This is a genomic window from Flavobacterium luminosum (assembly GCF_023635005.1).
Lineage (GTDB): Bacteria > Bacteroidota > Bacteroidia > Flavobacteriales > Flavobacteriaceae > Flavobacterium > Flavobacterium luminosum.
On record NZ_JAMLJM010000002.1, the window covers coordinates 195,670 to 212,698 of the forward strand.

The window sequence follows — 17,029 nt, forward strand, 5'->3', positions numbered from 1 at the left end:
TTTATCGTGCCAATCAAATCTACTTAAATTTAATCTAGTTTCGAATATTGCAAGACGCAAATATAATATGTTTATAAAGTATATAAAAGAATTATCTGTAAAAAAAATACTCAAAAGAAGTCTTCATAATGTTAACCCTAGTGCTCTAGTAACTCCAGTTAAAACAATTGGATTGTTAATAGATGAGAGTTATTTTTACGAAAAAGATCTCTTGGTTAGGGAGTTTGTCAATCAAGGTATTTCGAAAGAAAATATCAAACTATTGGTTTACAGAGATAAAATTAAAAAAAACGAAGTTTTTAATCAACCTACTTTTAGTAGTAAAGATATGGGGTGGAATGGGGAATTTTCTGCTACATTTGTCAAAGAATTCATAGAAACACCTTTTGATATGTTGGTGAGCTATTATGATTTAGAAAAAGCACCGTTGTTGTTGGTTACCCATCGTTCAAAAGCTTTGTTTAAGGCAGGTTTTTCGTCAGTTGACAAAAGATTACATCACTTGATGATTAATACCAATGCCGAAAATTATAAAGTTTTCGTTCATGAATTATTTAGATATTTAAAAATTTTAAACAAAATATAATTATGCAATCATTGATAGGAACTGGAGTTGCACTAGTAACCCCATTCAAAAAAGACTTTTCTGTAGACACGGAAGCACTGAAAAGAATAGTAAATTATGTAATTGAAGGCGGTGTAGAATACCTAGTGGTTTTAGGTACTACTGCTGAATCAGCTACGCTGTCTAAGGAAGAAAAGGAATTAGTGGTTCGTACAATTACAGAAGCGAATAGCGGAAGAGTTCCTATGGTATTAGGAGTTGGTGGAAATAATACGCTAGAAGTGGTAGAAGAATTACAAAAGAGAGATCTTTCAGATTTTACGGCTATTTTATCGGTTTCTCCTTATTATAACAAACCAACGCAGGAAGGAATTTACCAACATTTCAAGATGGTTGCAGAAGCATCACCTATTCCCGTTATTTTATATAATGTACCTGGACGTACGGCAAGTAATATGTTACCAGAAACAGTAATGCGTTTGGCGAATGATTTTAAAAATATCATTGGTATTAAAGAAGCGGCTGGAGACATTGTTCAGGCTATGAAATTAATTCAACATAAACCAGAAGGTTTTCTTGTAATCTCAGGAGATGATATGATTACTCTTCCTATGGTATTAGCGGGTGGAGCAGGAGTGATTTCTGTAATAGGTGAAGGATATCCTAAAGAATTCTCCGAAATGGTGCGTCTTGGATTACAACGCAAAGTAGACGAAGCTTATGCTTTACATTATAAAATCATGGACAGTATCGATATGATTTTTGAACAAGGAAATCCAGGTGGAATTAAAGAAATTTTCAAATCATTAGGTTTGTCTGAAAATACAGTTCGTTTACCATTGGTGAATGTAAATGAAAATTTAGCTCAAAGATTAGATGCTTTTACAAAACAATTGCTTAAATAGCCGTTGTGAAAATAAGTTTTGTAAAAATAAATTAATGACTAACTTTGCCGTTCGTTTTGAATAGAAGGTAACTTCTGTTGATATGGAACGGTTTTTAAAAATTATTATGAACAAACTATTATACGTATTTCTTTTAGTAACAGTCTTATCTTCATGCGGTGAATACCAAAAAGCATTAAAATCAGAAGATGTTGCATTAAAATTAGAGGCTGCTACAAAGCAATATGAAGCGCAAAAGTACAACAAAGCTATTCGCTTATTTGAACAAATTGCACCAGTATACAGAGGGAAAAAAGAAGCTGAGAACATGTTCTACATGTTTGCTCAATCGTATTTCAAAACAAAACAATATTATTTAGCAGCTTATCAGTTTGAGAGTTTTGTTTCTTTATATCCTAAAAGTAATAATGTAGAGGAAGCCGCTTTTTTAAGTGCTAAATCCTATTCGAAATTATCACCCGTTTACTCATTGGATCAGGTGGATACTGATAAAGCAATTATTAAAATGCAAGCATTTATCGATAAATATCCGGATTCTCAATATGTAGCAGAGGCTAATACTATTGTTAAATCTTTAACTGAAAAATTAGAGAAAAAAGCATTCGAAATTGCCAAACAATACAATACAGTTTCTGATTACAAAACAGCAATTAAAGCACTTGATAATTTCTTAGCAGATTATCCTGGTACTATATTCAAAGAAAAAGCATTATTTTATAAATTAGATTCAAGCTATCAGTTGGCTATTAATAGTGTTCCAAGCAAAATGCAAGAGCGTTTAAACAATGCGAAAGCGGCTTACGATGCTTTAATTAAATTTAATGCAAATACAGAATACAGAGCATTAGCAGACGAAATGCTAGTGCGCGTGGACAAAGAATTACAACAATTTTCAAAATAAGAATGGGTATGGATTTAAAGAAGACTACAGCTCCAGTAAACACAGTGACTTACAATAAGACACAAATCGAACAACCTACTGGGAACGTGTACGAAGCGATTACTATCATTGCTAGAAGAGCCAATCAAATTAACGCTGAGATTAAGAAAGAATTAATCGAAAAGTTAGAAGAATTTGCTACTTACAACGATAGCTTAGAAGAAATTTTTGAAAATAAAGAACAAATTGAAGTTTCTAAATTTTATGAAAAATTACCTAAACCTCATGCTTTAGCAGTTCAAGAATGGTTAGAAGGTAAAATTTATCATAAATCTTCAAAATAAAAAAACTAATGTCTGTTTTAAGCGGTAAAAAAATAGTACTAGCCGTTTCTGGTGGGATTGCCGCTTATAAATCAGCTTCATTGGTTAGACTTTTTATAAAAGCAGGTGCTCAGGTCCAAGTGATTATGACTCCTGCTTCTTTAGATTTTGTCACGCCATTAACTTTAGCAACGCTGTCTAAAAACCCGGTGTATCATTCTTTTTTCGATGAAGAGGAAGGTAACGGAGTTTGGAACAATCACGTAGATTTAGCACTTTGGGCAGATTTTATGGTAATTGCTCCTGCAACAGCGAACACCATGGCTAAAATGGTTAATGGTAACTGTGATAATTTACTTTTAGCAACTTATCTTTCTGCCAAATGCCCGGTGTATTTCGCTCCAGCAATGGATTTGGATATGTACAAGCATCCTTCCACCATTCAAAGTTTCGAAAAATTAAAATCCTTTGGAAATATTATTATTCCAGCTGAAAAAGGTGAATTAGCGAGTGGGCTATCAGGCGAAGGTCGTATGGCTGAACCTGAAAATATATTGACTTTCATAGAAAAAGATATCGAAGGTAAACTTCCTTTAAGAAACAAGAAAATATTGGTTACTGCCGGCCCTACTTACGAAGCCATTGATCCGGTTCGATTTATAGGGAATCATTCTTCAGGTAAAATGGGATTTGACATCGCAAAAGCTGCCGCAAATCTTGGTGCCGAAGTTATTTTAGTATCGGGACCTACACATCTTCAGATGAAACATTCTTTGGTGAAGTTAATTAAGGTAGTTTCTGCTGAAGATATGTATAATGCATGTCATGATTATTTTAACGAAGTAGATGTGGCTATAGCTGCTGCGGCTGTAGCGGATTATAGACCTAAAAATGTAGCGACTCAGAAAATAAAAAAGAATGATTCAGCGTTTACAATTGAATTAGAAAAAACGAAAGATATTTTGGCTTCCTTGGGTCAAATTAAGAAAAATCAGTTTTTGGTAGGTTTTGCATTAGAAACTGAGAATGAAATTGAACATGCAAAGCAGAAAATTCAGAAAAAAAACTTAGATTTGATTGTGCTGAATTCTTTAAATGATGAAGGGGCAGGTTTTGGAAAAGCAACAAACAAAGTTACTTTTATCGATAAAAACTTTACCATTGAGCCTCAGGATTTAAAATCAAAAGAAGAAGTAGCTGTTGATATCGTAAATAAAATTGTAGCTCATTATGCGTAACTATATATTGGTTTTGTCTTTGTTTTTTTTTGGCTTTCTACAAGCTCAAGAATTAAAATGTACGGTTAATTTTAATACCGAACAGGTAGCTGCTACCAACCAACAAGTCTTTAAAACACTTCAGAAATCCTTAACGGAGTTTTTAAACAATACTAAATGGTCCGACAAGACTTATCGAGGAATAGAAAAAATTGAGTGCTCATTTTTTTTTAACATCTTAACTTTCGATAATGTTAACCAATTTACTGGAACATTGCAGGTGCAAGCGTCAAGACCTATTTATAATTCTACTTACAACAGTCCTATTTTAAATATTAACGATAAAGACATTTCCTTTGTATACAACGAGTTTCAGTCCTTAAATTACGATCCAAATAATTTTGATAATAATTTGGTTTCTATTTTGGCTTTTTATGCCAATTTGATTGTAGGAGTTGATGCCGATACATTTTCTTCAGAAGGTGGTACAAAATCACTAGAGACCGCTTCGAATATTGTGGTACAAGCTCAGCAATCACAGGACAAAGGTTGGCTTTCAACGGGAAATCAAAACAGATTTTATTTAGTAAATGATATGTTGTCACCAGCGTATTCTGCATTCAGAAAAGCAATGTTCGAATACCATTTTGAAGCGTTAGACAGAATGAGTGACGATCAAAGAAAAGGAAAAGAAGGGGTCAAGAAAGCTTTAAAAACGTTACTGGAAATTGCAAACGTTCGACCTAATGCTTACCTAACAAGAATTTTCTTTGATGCCAAGACGGATGAAATAGTGAGTATTTTCACAGACGGTCCAAAAGTAGATGTTACCGATTTATTGATTACTTTAAATAAATTATCTCCTACGAATACAAGTAAGTGGAGTCAAATTTCTTATTAAAATTAAATTTGCGAAATGCTTACACAATTATCTATTAAAAATTTTGCGCTTATAGAACAGTTAGAGATGAATTTTTCTAACCAATTTTCTATTATTACCGGTGAAACAGGAGCCGGGAAATCCATTTTGTTAGGTGCTCTAGGCTTAATATTAGGAAAAAGAGCCGATTTAACCTCTCTTAAAGATAAAGAACAAAAATGTATTGTTGAAGCTCATTTTCAGGTCGATAAATACAATTTGAAGGATTTTTTTGCTCAAAATGATTTAGATTATGAGGATCTAACGATTATCAGACGTGAAATTTTACCTTCAGGAAAATCAAGAGCTTTTGTAAATGATAGTCCGGTAAATTTATCGGAGTTGGAGGCTTTAGGAAGCTATCTGATTGATATTCATTCTCAGCACCAAACGCGAGAATTAACTGAAGAAGACTATCAGATTCAGATTTTGGATGCTATAGCCAATCATCAAAATATTTTAAATAATTACCAACAAACATTATCAAAATTTAAGTCGGAAAAAAACACTCTAAAAAAGCTTTTAGCCGAAAAAGAAGCATTGGCAAAAGAAGCCGATTACAATTCTTTTTTGTTGGAAGAATTATTGGCAGCCAATCTGAAAGAAGATGAACAAGCCGAATTGGAAATCGAGTTTGAAAAACTGAATAATGTAGAGTTAATCAAAGAAAATTTAGATAAATCGTTAGTTATTGCTAATGAAGATCAAATTGGTGTTTTGCAAAATTTAAAAGAGATAAAAGTTTCGTTACAAAAAATAGCTGCGCTTTCTCCGGATTTTCAAAATTTATCCGATAGAATTTCAAGTGTTATTATCGAATTTGATGATATTATTTCAGAATTAGAAGCCCAGACCGATAAATTAATCAATGATCCTGAAAGACTAGAATTGGTCAATCAGAAACTCCAAACCATCTATAATTTGCAGAAGAAGCACAATGTAGCTACGGTTACAGACTTACTACAAATTCAAAAAGACTTGGATGCTAAAGTCGTTTTAGCAGATGATTTAGATAGTCAGATACAAAACTCGGAAATTCTATTAAAGGAATTGGATTTAGTTTTAGAAGAATTGGCAGGAATTATATCAGTGAATAGAAAAAATGCCATTCCGATTTTAGTCAATAAAATGACCGAAATTGTGACGCAATTAGGTATGCCAAATGCTCGATTTGAATTTGATATGAAATCAGCAGAAAATTATCTTCATTCCGGAAAAGATCAAATACAGATGTTGTTTTCTGCGAACAAAGGAACCGATTTTGGCCTGTTGAAAAAAGTAGCTTCAGGCGGAGAAATGTCCAGAATTATGTTGGCAATCAAAGCTGTATTGGCAGAGTATTCTAAATTGCCAACAATCATTTTTGATGAAATAGATACAGGGGTCTCTGGAGAAATTGCTCACAAAATGGGTGATATTATGAAAAAAATGAGCGAAAAAATGCAAGTTTTTGCAATTACTCATTTGCCTCAAATTGCTTCAAAAGGACAACAACATTACAAAGTGTTTAAATTCGATCAGGGAGAAAATACAATTTCCGAATTAAAATTGTTGTCAAAAGAAGAAAGAGTTGTGGAAATTGCAGAAATGCTTTCCGGTAAAGATATTTCAGAATCGGCCATAACACATGCAAAAGCTTTGCTGAACTGATATTTTAAATTAAATTTGTTAAAAAATAAACTACAAAAGATAGAGTTATGATTATAGAACCTAGAATGCGTGGATTTATATGCTTAACAGCTCATCCTGAAGGTTGTGCTCAAAGTGTAAAAAACCAAATAGAGTATGTAAAATCTAAAGGGAAAATAAACGGTCCTAAAAGAGTTTTGGTAGTAGGAGCTTCAACCGGATTTGGTTTGGCTTCAAGAATTACTGCTGCTTTTGGTTCAGATGCATCAACAATAGGTGTTTTCTTTGAAAAAGAACCCGCTCCAGGAAAAACAGCGACTCCAGGATGGTACAATACGGCTGCTTTTGAACAAGAGGCCAAAAAAGCAGGTTTGTATGCAAAAAGTATAAATGGAGATGCTTTTTCTAATGAAATAAAACAACAAACTATCGATATGATCAAAGCCGATTTAGGTCAGGTAGATTTGGTTATCTATAGTTTGGCATCACCAGTACGTTTGCATCCTGTTACCGGTGTTTTACATCGTTCGGCTTTAAAGCCAATTGGTCAAACTTTTAGTGATAAAACAGTTGATTTCCATACCGGTAATGTTTCTCAAGTTTCCATAGAGCCTGCAGTACAAGAAGATATTGATAATACTATTGTGGTAATGGGAGGCGAAGATTGGGCAATGTGGATAGACGCCATGAAAAAAGCCGGTGTTTTGGCAAACGGTGCTACAACGGTTGCTTATTCATACATAGGTCCGGAGGTAACTGAAGCTGTTTATCGTAAAGGAACAATAGGACGAGCGAAAGATCATTTAGAAGCAACTGCTTTTGAAATTACTGAAGCGTTAAATGAGTTGAATGGGAAAGCGTATGTTTCTGTAAACAAGGCTTTAGTTACTCAAGCGAGTTCAGCTATTCCAGTGATTCCGTTGTATATTTCGTTGTTGTATAAGACAATGAAAGCGAAAGGCTTACATGAAGGTTGTATTGAGCAAATGCAACGTTTGTTTGCCGATAGATTGTTTAATGGTTCAGAAGTACCGGTAGACGATCAAGGAAGAATTCGTATTGATGACTGGGAAATGCGTGACGATGTTCAGGAAGCGGTAAAAACTTTGTGGGCTCAGGCTGATACGGAGACTTTAAAAACAATAGGAGATTTAGCGGGATATAAGCAAGATTTCTTAAATTTATTTGGCTTTGGTTTCGAAGGTGTTGATTACTTAGCCGATGCAAATGAAATGGTTTCTATTGAGAGTATCAAATAGTTAAAAACGTATTTTTTTATAAAGCCTTGAATTTTTCAAGGCTTTTTTTGTTAATTTAGCATCAATTAAATAAAAAACAAACTAGAATGAAACTAAAATTACTATTTTTTGCTTTATTTTGGATAGTCTTATCCAATGCGCAAGGTGGACCTAAAGCTACTCCAAAAGTTGCAACTAATTATACTTTTGCTCATGCAAATGGTGTTTATCAAGAAATAACCGGAGGTACTGTTTTGGGGACACCTACTTCTAGATCTTTACTTTGCTTTATTGATCCAGCTAATTTGAATGGAACAATTGAGAATTTAATTCCCGGACCAGGTTTTCCTATCGGTTTTAATTTTGTTTTTAACGAAAATACATTTGATAGGGTTGCCATTAACAGTAATGGTTGGTTGTCTTTTGGTAAAAGTAGCTTAGCACCAAATTCTGTATATTCTCAGATCTCAGTAACTCCTTTAAGCCAACTTTCTAACGTCGATGGTAAACAAGGTCATGACATGGGAAAAGATGAGGAATTACGTTGTAGGGTAGCCGCTTTGGGGGTGGAATTAAATTTTACAACGAATTCAGAACTAAGGATAGAGACCATTGGGGCTGCTCCTAATAGAATTTTTGTGGCACAATGGAAAAATTTTATACCGGGAGGAACTCCAGATCCTAGTCATAACTATAATTTTCAAATTAGGTTGTATGAGACTTCTAATCTTGTAGAAGTGGTCTATGGCAGTATGATCTTCGGAACTAGTGGATATACTGCTCATGTTGGTTTAGGAGGTTACGATGAAACAGATTATAACAACAGAGAGGTAAGCTCTTCTTCAGGTTCTACTTCAACTTGGGCAAGCTCTGTTTCTGGTACCAGAAATAATGTTCAATGTAGTTTAGTAAGTACTTTGACACCTCCGGTAGTTGGTGCTATTTTTAGATGGAGTCCGGTGACTTTAAGTATGTCTGAACAGAATTTGAGTACTTTTACTGTTTATCCAACCAAAGTTAGAGATCATTTATTTATCAAAGGAGAGGAAATGGTGCAGGCAATAGAATTGTACGATATTTCGGGAAGACAGGTTTTGAAAGAAAGAATTAATAGCGACAATTATGTTTTAGATATGTCTAATTTCCAGACTGGAGTCTATATCGTTAAATTGACAAACAATGACAAGTCAAAAACGTTAAAAGTCATTAAAGAATAAAATTTTTAGAAATGTTAAAAAAAGTCACAAATTATTGTGGCTTTTTTTGTTAAAATGTACCTTTGTGAAAACGTTAACATATGAAATTTTCTTTTATCATCCCTGTTTACAATCGCCCCGATGAAATTGAAGAATTATTGGAGAGTTTGACCAAACAAACTTATCAGAAACCTTTTGAGGTGGTTATAGTAGAAGATGGCTCTACCATACCTTGTGAACATATAGTAGATAAGTATAGAACAAAATTGAATATTACTTATTACCTCAAATACAATTCCGGTCCGGGGGATTCCAGAAATTTTGGAATGTTATATGCCAAAGGAGATTATTTTATCATTTTAGATTCAGATTGTATTATTCCTCCTAACTATCTCATAGCAGTCGAAAAAAGTCTTGAAGAGCGTTACGTAGATTGTTTTGGAGGTCCGGATAATATGTTGCCTAGTTTTACAGCAATACAAAAAGCAATTAATTTTACAATGACTTCAGTACTTACAACCGGTGGGGTTCGTGGTGCTACAGAAAAATTAGAGAAATTTCAGCCTAGAAGTTTTAATATGGGAATTTCCAGTAAGGCTTTTGAAGCGTCTAAAGGATTTTCCAATATTCACCCAGGAGAAGATCCTGATTTGTCTATAAGACTCTGGAAATTAGGGTTCGAAACGAAGTTAATCCCAGAAGCTTTTGTGTATCACAAGAGAAGAATAGATTGGGAGAAATTCTACATTCAAGTGAATAAGTTCGGAAAAGTAAGACCGATATTAAATCAATGGTATCCAGAATACGCCAAGCCGACGTTCTTTTTGCCTGCATTGTTTGTAATTGGTTTTATCGTAGGAGTATTGGCATTGATTTTTACTTTCGATTGGATTCTAAAACTTTATTTTGCCTATACGGTTTTAATATTTTTAGTGTCTACGATCAAAAACAGGAATTTGAAAGTAGGTTTTTATACAATAATAGCCTTGTGGAGACAATTTTTTGGATATGGTTTGGGTTTTATAGAATCGTATTATAAGATCAATATTTTAAGAAAAAAACCGCAAGAAGCTTTTCCTGAACTTTTTTTTAAGGTATAATGACAAAAATTATTGGGTTAACTGGAGGAATAGGTAGTGGAAAAACGACTATTGCAAAGCTTTTCGAAGCGGAAGGTATTCCTATTTATATTTCCGATGAAGAGGCAAAAAAAATAATGTCTTTGCCTGAAACTGTCAAAGCAATTGAAACTGTTTTTGGTCCCGAGGTGATTTTAAATCAGCAAATTGATCGAAAAAAACTCGCAGCTATAGTTTTTAATGACGAGACCCAATTAAAAGTGTTAAATGAAATTGTTCACCCATTAGTTAAAAAACATTTTGAAGATTGGGTGCAAGCCAAACAAAATTTTCCTTTTATAATAAAAGAAGCAGCAATTTTATTTGAAAGTGGCAGTGATCAGTTTTGTGATAAGATTATTACTGTTACGGCCTCTCAGGAAACCAGAATAAAAAGAGTAATGCAACGCGATCATGTGTCGGAACAGGAAGTTTTGGAGAGAATGAAAAATCAATGGTCAGACGAAGAGAGAATTGCTAAAAGTGATTTTGTTATTGAAAATGAGAATTTCGAATCAGCTAAGGTGAAATTCTACGAAATTCTTAAAATTCTGAAAAATCTTTAATAAATTTATTAGTTGTTAATATTTGGTTAATCCTTTAAGTATTTAAGTGTTAAAATATTAAATTTGTAATAATGAATAAAACCTTGTTTCGTTTAGTAATTGTTCTGATGACGGTAGCTCTTCTGGGGATCATTGCTGTGCAAGGCTATTTAATTCATGCTTCTTTTAAAAACAAAGATGAACAATTTACTTATCAGGTAAAACAAGTCATTGCTAACGTAGCTAAAAAAGTTGAAGAACAAGAAGCGTATTCTTTCTTGAGTCGATTCAATCAACTCAAAGATAGTATTGGAAAAGTGCCGCAACGTAGCGAGTTGATGAAGTTCTTTTATGTGGAAAAAAATGAGTTGACCAATGAGACAATTATTTATTCCAGTAGTATAATTCCTGAAGATTATTCAGTTTCAGCATCGTTCTTTGATAAAAAAAATGATTCTACGAGAATTAAAAATTACGTAGCCAAAAGAGTCACCGAAGTGTACAATGAGAATACTATCGGGCATTCTGATATGAATAATGATGTAATCCCTTCCGAGAAAATTACAAAAACCGGGATAGTAGATATTTTAGACAAAGCGACGTTCAATATTAATTTTAAAGATATTGCTGCTACGAGATACATTACTCAAAGGGTTTCTAACGAACAACTTAAAGCATTGTTAACCAATGAATTGAAAGGTTACGGAATAAAAACGCCTTTTGAATTTAGTGTCTACAGTAATGGATTGGCCACAAAAGTAAGAACCGAGAAGTTTAAATTTGATAAGAAAAATACTTTTGATGCGCCTATTTTTACCGATAATGAAGGTGTGAGTAAATTTCAGTTGTTGGTGAGTTTTCCAGAGAAAAAATCCTTCTTGGCTTCTGATTTGATTGGAATTTCGGTGTTATCGATTTTATTCACAACAATCATTATAATGGCTTACTACAGCGCGTTGAAACAACTAAATACCCAACGTCATATTTCCGAAATCAAAACAGATTTCATTAATAATATGACACATGAATTTAAAACGCCTATTGCAACTATCAATTTAGCTTTAGACGCCATTAAAAATCCAAAGATTATCGAGGATAAAGAAAAAGTGTATCGTTATCTTCAAATGATTAAAGATGAAAATAAAAGAATGCACGCCCAAGTGGAAAATGTGTTGCGAATTTCTAAGTTAGAGAAAAAAGAACTCGATATTAAAAAAGAAAATTGTAACGTTCATGATATTATCGAAGAGGCTGTTGAACATGTAAGCCTCATTGTTGAAGACCGACAAGGAGAGATGACTTTAGATTTAAAGGCAGCCAAAACTTCGGTGTTATTGAATGATGTTCATTTTACAAACGTATTGGTTAATATTTTGGAAAATGCAGTGAAATATTCTCCAGATAAACCAATTATACATGTTTCAACAGAAAATATCAAGAATTTTATTGTCATAAAAGTAAAAGATCAAGGGCAAGGAATCAGTAAAGTTGCCCAAAAGAAAATTTTCGATAAGTTTTACAGAGAACACACCGGAGACATTCACAATGTCAAAGGGCATGGGTTAGGATTAGCTTATGTGAAAAGAATCGTAGACGATCATCACGGTGAAGTTATGGTCGAAAGTGAAAAAGGAAAAGGAAGTACGTTTATAATTAAACTACCATTAATTTATTAAATTATGGAAACAAATAAAAAAATATTATTAGTTGAAGATGATCCAAATTTTGGTTCTATTCTTCGTGACTATTTGTCTATGAATGACTTTGAAGTAACGCTGGCAAAAAACGGCATGGAAGGCTTCGAAAAGTTTAAAAAAGACAATTACGATTTGTGTATTCTTGATGTGATGATGCCTTATAAAGACGGTTTTACTTTGGCAAAAGAAATCAGAGAAAAAAATAAAGAAGTGCCTTTGATCTTCTTGACGGCAAAAACCATGAAAGAAGATGTTTTAAAAGGGTACAAAGTAGGAGCCGATGATTATTTGAACAAACCATTTGATTCGGAAGTTCTACTAATGAAAATTAAAGCAATTATTCAAAGAAAAGCATCCGAAGTAAAAGCTGATGTAGCTAAATTTGAATTTGAAATAGGAAAATTCCACCTAAATTCTAAACTTCGTTTTCTAACCTATCCTGGGGATGAGCCTATAAAACTTTCTCCTAAAGAAAATGAATTACTCAAAATGTTAGCTTTACATGAAAATGATTTAATGCCACGTGAACTAGCATTAACCAAAATTTGGAGGGATGACAATTACTTTACTTCCCGAAGTATGGATGTTTATATCGCTAAGTTGCGAAAATACCTCAAAGCCGATGAAAATGTTGAAATTTTGAATATACACGGTGAAGGATTCCGATTAGTGGTAAAAAAATAAATACAAAAGCTTCGAAATTTCGAAGCTTTTGTATTTTATAGAAGACAATTAGCATCTTAAATATTGTATTATATAGAACTATAAATCCTGTTTACCGGAATAACTACTCCTTGTTTTAGTATTACTCTTTCGTCAGTAACTCCCCAAATAGTAGTTTCTACCATTTTTTTAGAAGTATCGTCTTCGAAATAAATTTTGATTTTAGAATGTTCCAGATTGCCTAGAGTTAAGGCTCTCACCAATTCATTTTTTCTTCTTTCAATGTCTTCTTTTTCTTCCAGCACATCGGTTTTTGGAAAATGTAAAGCAGAAATCGTTTCTTTTTCGATAATTTCAAAATCTTTATTCATGCCATTTAAATTTTAATACATTTGGGTTATTATAAATTTAACAAAATCTTTTGGTAAATCATTAAAAAAAAGATACAATTTAAAAATAAATGCAAATTACAGTTTCAAATTCAATCCTTTCTGCAGTTATAGATACCAAAGGCGCTGAACTCAAACAACTTTTAAAAGGGAACCAAAATTATATTTGGGAAATCGATACCCAATATTGGGACAAAACTTCTCCGGTTTTATTTCCTATCGTTGGCCGTTTGAAAGAGGATAAATATACTATAAATAATAAAGAATATTCACTGCTGAGACACGGATTTGCGAGAAATTTCAATTTTGAAATGGTAAACCATTCGGAAAATCAGGTGGTATTTAGATTATCTGAAAATGAAGAAACCCTTAAAGTCTATCCTTTTCAGTTTGAATTGGAGATGAAATATATTTTAATCGAAAATACACTCACTATTCAATATAGCGTCAAAAACAATAGTGAAACTTCGATGCCTTTTTCTATAGGAGCACATCCTGCATTTGCATTAGATACAAATTTAGAGGCTTATGCTTTAGTTTTTGATCAAGAAGATTCGTTAATAAGACATAAACTTAAAAATGATTATTTCTCTGGTGATACCTCTGAAATTCTATTGCAAGATCATCAACTCCATTTATCGGATGAACTGTTTGAGAAAGATGCAATTGTTTTAAAATCATTTCAATCTAAAGAAATGACACTTTTAAAAAATCAAGTTCCATATCTTTCTTTTCAATTAGAAGGCTTTCCTCATTTGGGTATTTGGAAAAAAGCGAATGCTCCTTTTTTATGTATTGAGCCTTGGCAGGGTTTTGCTGATCATTGTGATGATTCTGGAGAAATCTTCCAAAAAGAAGGAATAATTGTTTTACCACCAAACGAGGTTTTTACCACTTCGTTTTCAATAACTATTTTATAACTATGAAAACTTTTTCTTTTTTACCTTTCACCATTTTAGAATCCGAACGATTGCTACTGCGACAAATAACCCCTGAAGATGTTCAAGAGGTTTTAGAGTTAAGAGGCAATCCTGAAAATATGAAATATATTCCAAGACCTTTGCTTAAAAATAAAGAAGAGGCATTGGATTATATCAAGATGATTCAGGAAAAAATCGAATCTAATGAAGCAATTAATTGGGCAGTTACTCTGAAGCCTGATAATAAATTGTTAGGTGTAATAGGGCATTACCGAATTAAATGGGAACATTATCGTTCAGAAATTGGCTATATGTTATTACCCGAAGCGCATGGAAAAGGAATAGCAACGGAAGCAATAAATCTATTGGTAGATTACGGTTTCAATAAAATGAACATGCATTCTCTAGAAGCCGTTATTGATCCTGAAAATGTAGCATCTGCCAAGGTTTTGGAGAAAAATGGTTTTGTAAAAGAAGCACATTTTTTAGAAAATGAATTTTTTGAAGGAAAATTTTTAGACTCTGTTGTTTATTCAAAATTAAATAAATGATGTATTCTCTTATAAAGGCATGATTTTTGATGATAATGCGGAAAAATATAGTTCATGAAACATCTTTATTTGTCGCTTCTAATTTTGTGCCTTCATCCTGTTTTTAGCCAAGAAAAGGATTCTATAAAAGTGAGTAATTTAGATGAAGTGAAATTAGAATCACAAAGATATTTAGCTTCAAACCGAAAAAATCCACAGCAAATACAGCGAATTTCTCAAAAAGAAATAGAATTTGGTAATTTTCAGACAACTGCTGAAATGTTATCGAATTCAGGAAAACTATTCGTTCAAAAATCCCAACAAGGTGGTGGTAGCCCAGTGATTAGAGGTTTAGAATCGAGCCGTATCTTGTTATTGGTAGACGGTGTCCGTATGAATAATTTGATTTATAGAAGTGGTCATTTGCAAAACGTGATTACCATAGATGAAAATATGCTGGAAAATGCTGATATTCTCTTTGGTGCTTCATCAACTCCTTACGGAAGCGATGCCATGGGCGGAGCTGTAAATATGGTGACTAAAAAGCCAACATTGCTTTCTGAGAGTAATAAATCTTTTTCAGGTTCTTTAAATACAAGATATGGGACTATCAATTCAGAAGGTTCTGCTTATATCGATCTAAAGTATTCAGGCAAAAAATGGGCTACTTTAACGGCATTGTCTTATAATAGTTTCGGCGATCTAAAAATGGGTAAAAAAAGGAATGGTAACAATCCCTTTTTTGGTCTGAGACCTTTTTATGTTGAAACAATTAACGGGATAGACTATGTAACTGCGAATCCTGATCCTTACGTTCAGAAATTTTCCGGTTATAAGCAGTACAATGCCATGCAAAAGATATTGTTTAAGCCGAATGCAACTACTTCTCATGATGTAAACTTACAATTTTCAACGTCTTCAGATATTCCTCGATACGATAGATTGACCGATGTTAGAAATGGAAATCTTCGTTATGCAACTTGGAACTACGGTCCGCAGAAAAGAATTTTAGCAGGATATAAATTCACAAAGCAGAAAGCTTTTTTGAATAGTGATTTAAGTGTTGGAGCCGATTATCAGGATGTTGAAGAGAGTAGAATTCAAAGGAATCGCAATAATCCTTCAGAAGAATCAAGGATTGAAAGAGTAAAAGTGTATTCCGTTAATTTTGATTTGAAAGCGAAAGTTGGAAAAGGTGAATTGTTATACGGTGCAGAACTTTTCTACGATGATTTAAATTCTACCGCTTTTAAAAGAGATATTATTACAGGGGTGAAATCTTCAACGAGTACAAGATATCCTGACGGACAAAATTATACCTTGCGAACCGATGCTTTTGCCAATTATTTTTCAAAATTTAACGATAATACTTCCTATAGTTTAGGAGCAAGAGCAGGGTATTCGAAATTGTCTAGTGAGTTTATTGACAAGACTTTTTTTCCGTTTCCTTTCAGTACCATTGAGCAAAAGAATTTTACCTATAGTGCTGCTTTTGGAATAGTAAACAATTCCACTAAAAATGTTAAAGTCTCTTTTAATCTCGCAACAGGTTTTAGAACACCAAATGTGGATGATTTGGCGAAGGTTTTCGATTCAACTCAAGGCAATTTGATTGTTCCCAATCCAGATTTGCAACCAGAAAAAAACATCACCGGCGACTTAGGAATTACCCTTTATAGCGGTAAAAGTTTTGAATTTGAAAATACCACTTTTGTGACTCGATTATACGATGTGATTGTTACCGACACTTTTACTTTCAACAACCAATATGTAGTTGATTACAATGGGGAAACTAGTATAGTAATGGCCAATCAAAATTTGGGTAAAGGATATATTTTTGGATATTCTTCTTCGTTGCGCTGGAATATTCTGAAAGAATTCAAATTTTATGGAAGTTACAACTTTACTTATGGCCGAGCTCAAGAAGGGGGACAGGAAAGACCTTTGGATCATATTCCACCTCATTATGGTAAAGTGGGTTTTAACTTTGAAAATAAATGGGTTAGTTTAGATTTGAATATGCTTTACAATGGCAAAAAACATTTGAAAGACTATTCAGAGAGTGGGGAAGACAATTTGCAATATGCCCCTGCTAATGGAATGCCAGCATGGCAAACGTATAATTTTAAAGCAGCCATAAGATCGATTGATTATGTTACATTGTATGCCGGTGTCGAAAATATTCTCGATATACAATACAGAACCTTTGCATCAGGAATTAATGCTCCTGGTAGAAACTTCTACTTTGGAACCAAATTAAATTTTTAATTAAAAGAAATCATAAAAAAAGCTCGA

17 protein-coding genes are annotated in these 17,029 nt (G+C 33.2%); 16 read left to right on the forward strand and 1 reads right to left on the reverse strand.

Features of this window, described 5'->3' with window-relative positions:
- Nucleotides 1-67 precede the first annotated feature (67 nt).
- From NAT50_RS04080 to NAT50_RS04140, 13 genes are all read left to right on the forward strand, one after another.
- The gene (locus tag NAT50_RS04080) at nucleotides 68-586 is read left to right on the forward strand and encodes a DUF6913 domain-containing protein (protein WP_250591755.1); all 519 of its coding nucleotides are present in this window, start codon (nucleotides 68-70) and stop codon (nucleotides 584-586) included.
- A gap of 2 nt (nucleotides 587-588) precedes the next feature.
- Nucleotides 589-1,470 (forward strand): 4-hydroxy-tetrahydrodipicolinate synthase, encoded by an 882-nt coding sequence (gene dapA, locus NAT50_RS04085; RefSeq protein WP_250591757.1) that lies wholly within the window; start codon nucleotides 589-591, stop codon nucleotides 1,468-1,470.
- A 106-nt stretch (nucleotides 1,471-1,576) separates the two neighbouring features.
- The gene (locus NAT50_RS04090; RefSeq protein WP_250591758.1) at nucleotides 1,577-2,371 is read left to right on the forward strand and encodes an outer membrane protein assembly factor BamD; all 795 of its coding nucleotides are present in this window, start codon (nucleotides 1,577-1,579) and stop codon (nucleotides 2,369-2,371) included.
- Between the two features lie 8 nt (nucleotides 2,372-2,379).
- On the forward strand, nucleotides 2,380-2,694 hold the full coding sequence (locus tag NAT50_RS04095) for a DNA-directed RNA polymerase subunit omega (protein ID WP_250591759.1): 315 nt from the start codon (nucleotides 2,380-2,382) through the stop codon (nucleotides 2,692-2,694).
- 8 nt (nucleotides 2,695-2,702) lie between these two features.
- Entirely contained in the window at nucleotides 2,703-3,911 is a 1,209-nt protein-coding gene (gene coaBC, locus NAT50_RS04100) for a bifunctional phosphopantothenoylcysteine decarboxylase/phosphopantothenate--cysteine ligase CoaBC (protein WP_250591760.1), read from the forward strand.
- Nucleotides 3,904-4,791, forward strand: a complete 888-nt coding sequence (gene porD / locus NAT50_RS04105) for a type IX secretion system protein PorD (protein ID WP_250591761.1) — start codon at nucleotides 3,904-3,906, stop codon at nucleotides 4,789-4,791. The genes coaBC and porD overlap by 8 nt, the downstream gene beginning before the upstream one ends.
- A gap of 15 nt (nucleotides 4,792-4,806) precedes the next feature.
- On the forward strand, nucleotides 4,807-6,459 hold the full coding sequence (recN, locus tag NAT50_RS04110) for a DNA repair protein RecN (RefSeq protein ID WP_250591762.1): 1,653 nt from the start codon (nucleotides 4,807-4,809) through the stop codon (nucleotides 6,457-6,459).
- Between the two features lie 47 nt (nucleotides 6,460-6,506).
- Nucleotides 6,507-7,697, forward strand: a complete 1,191-nt coding sequence (gene fabV / locus NAT50_RS04115; protein ID WP_250591764.1) for an enoyl-ACP reductase FabV — start codon at nucleotides 6,507-6,509, stop codon at nucleotides 7,695-7,697.
- Between the two features lie 86 nt (nucleotides 7,698-7,783).
- A complete protein-coding gene (locus tag NAT50_RS04120) occupies nucleotides 7,784-8,893 on the forward strand; it encodes a T9SS type A sorting domain-containing protein (RefSeq protein WP_250591767.1) in 1,110 nt (369 codons plus the stop codon).
- Between the two features lie 80 nt (nucleotides 8,894-8,973).
- The gene (locus NAT50_RS04125; protein WP_250591769.1) at nucleotides 8,974-9,972 is read left to right on the forward strand and encodes a glycosyltransferase; all 999 of its coding nucleotides are present in this window, start codon (nucleotides 8,974-8,976) and stop codon (nucleotides 9,970-9,972) included.
- A complete protein-coding gene (gene coaE / locus NAT50_RS04130; protein WP_250591771.1) occupies nucleotides 9,972-10,556 on the forward strand; it encodes a dephospho-CoA kinase in 585 nt (194 codons plus the stop codon). The genes NAT50_RS04125 and coaE overlap by 1 nt, the downstream gene beginning before the upstream one ends.
- A gap of 71 nt (nucleotides 10,557-10,627) precedes the next feature.
- Nucleotides 10,628-12,211 (forward strand): sensor histidine kinase, encoded by a 1,584-nt coding sequence (locus NAT50_RS04135; protein WP_250591772.1) that lies wholly within the window; start codon nucleotides 10,628-10,630, stop codon nucleotides 12,209-12,211.
- A gap of 3 nt (nucleotides 12,212-12,214) precedes the next feature.
- On the forward strand, nucleotides 12,215-12,916 hold the full coding sequence (locus tag NAT50_RS04140; RefSeq protein ID WP_250591773.1) for a response regulator transcription factor: 702 nt from the start codon (nucleotides 12,215-12,217) through the stop codon (nucleotides 12,914-12,916).
- Nucleotides 12,917-12,984: 68 nt separating this feature from the next.
- Here NAT50_RS04140 and NAT50_RS04145 read toward each other — a convergent pair whose 3' ends face one another.
- On the reverse strand, nucleotides 12,985-13,266 hold the full coding sequence (locus NAT50_RS04145; RefSeq protein ID WP_250591774.1) for a hypothetical protein: 282 nt from the start codon (nucleotides 13,264-13,266) through the stop codon (nucleotides 12,985-12,987).
- Between the two features lie 89 nt (nucleotides 13,267-13,355).
- On the opposite strand from NAT50_RS04145, the gene NAT50_RS04150 reads away from it, so the two are divergent.
- The 3 genes from NAT50_RS04150 to NAT50_RS04160 are packed head-to-tail and all read left to right on the forward strand — an operon-like array spanning nucleotide 13,356 to nucleotide 17,002.
- Entirely contained in the window at nucleotides 13,356-14,204 is an 849-nt protein-coding gene (locus NAT50_RS04150) for an aldose 1-epimerase family protein (RefSeq protein ID WP_250591775.1), read from the forward strand.
- Between the two features lie 2 nt (nucleotides 14,205-14,206).
- Entirely contained in the window at nucleotides 14,207-14,755 is a 549-nt protein-coding gene (locus tag NAT50_RS04155) for a GNAT family N-acetyltransferase (protein ID WP_250591777.1), read from the forward strand.
- 54 nt (nucleotides 14,756-14,809) lie between these two features.
- Nucleotides 14,810-17,002, forward strand: coding sequence for a TonB-dependent receptor plug domain-containing protein (locus NAT50_RS04160; RefSeq protein WP_250591779.1), 2,193 nt, complete (start codon nucleotides 14,810-14,812; stop codon nucleotides 17,000-17,002).
- Nucleotides 17,003-17,029: the final 27 nt, after the last annotated feature.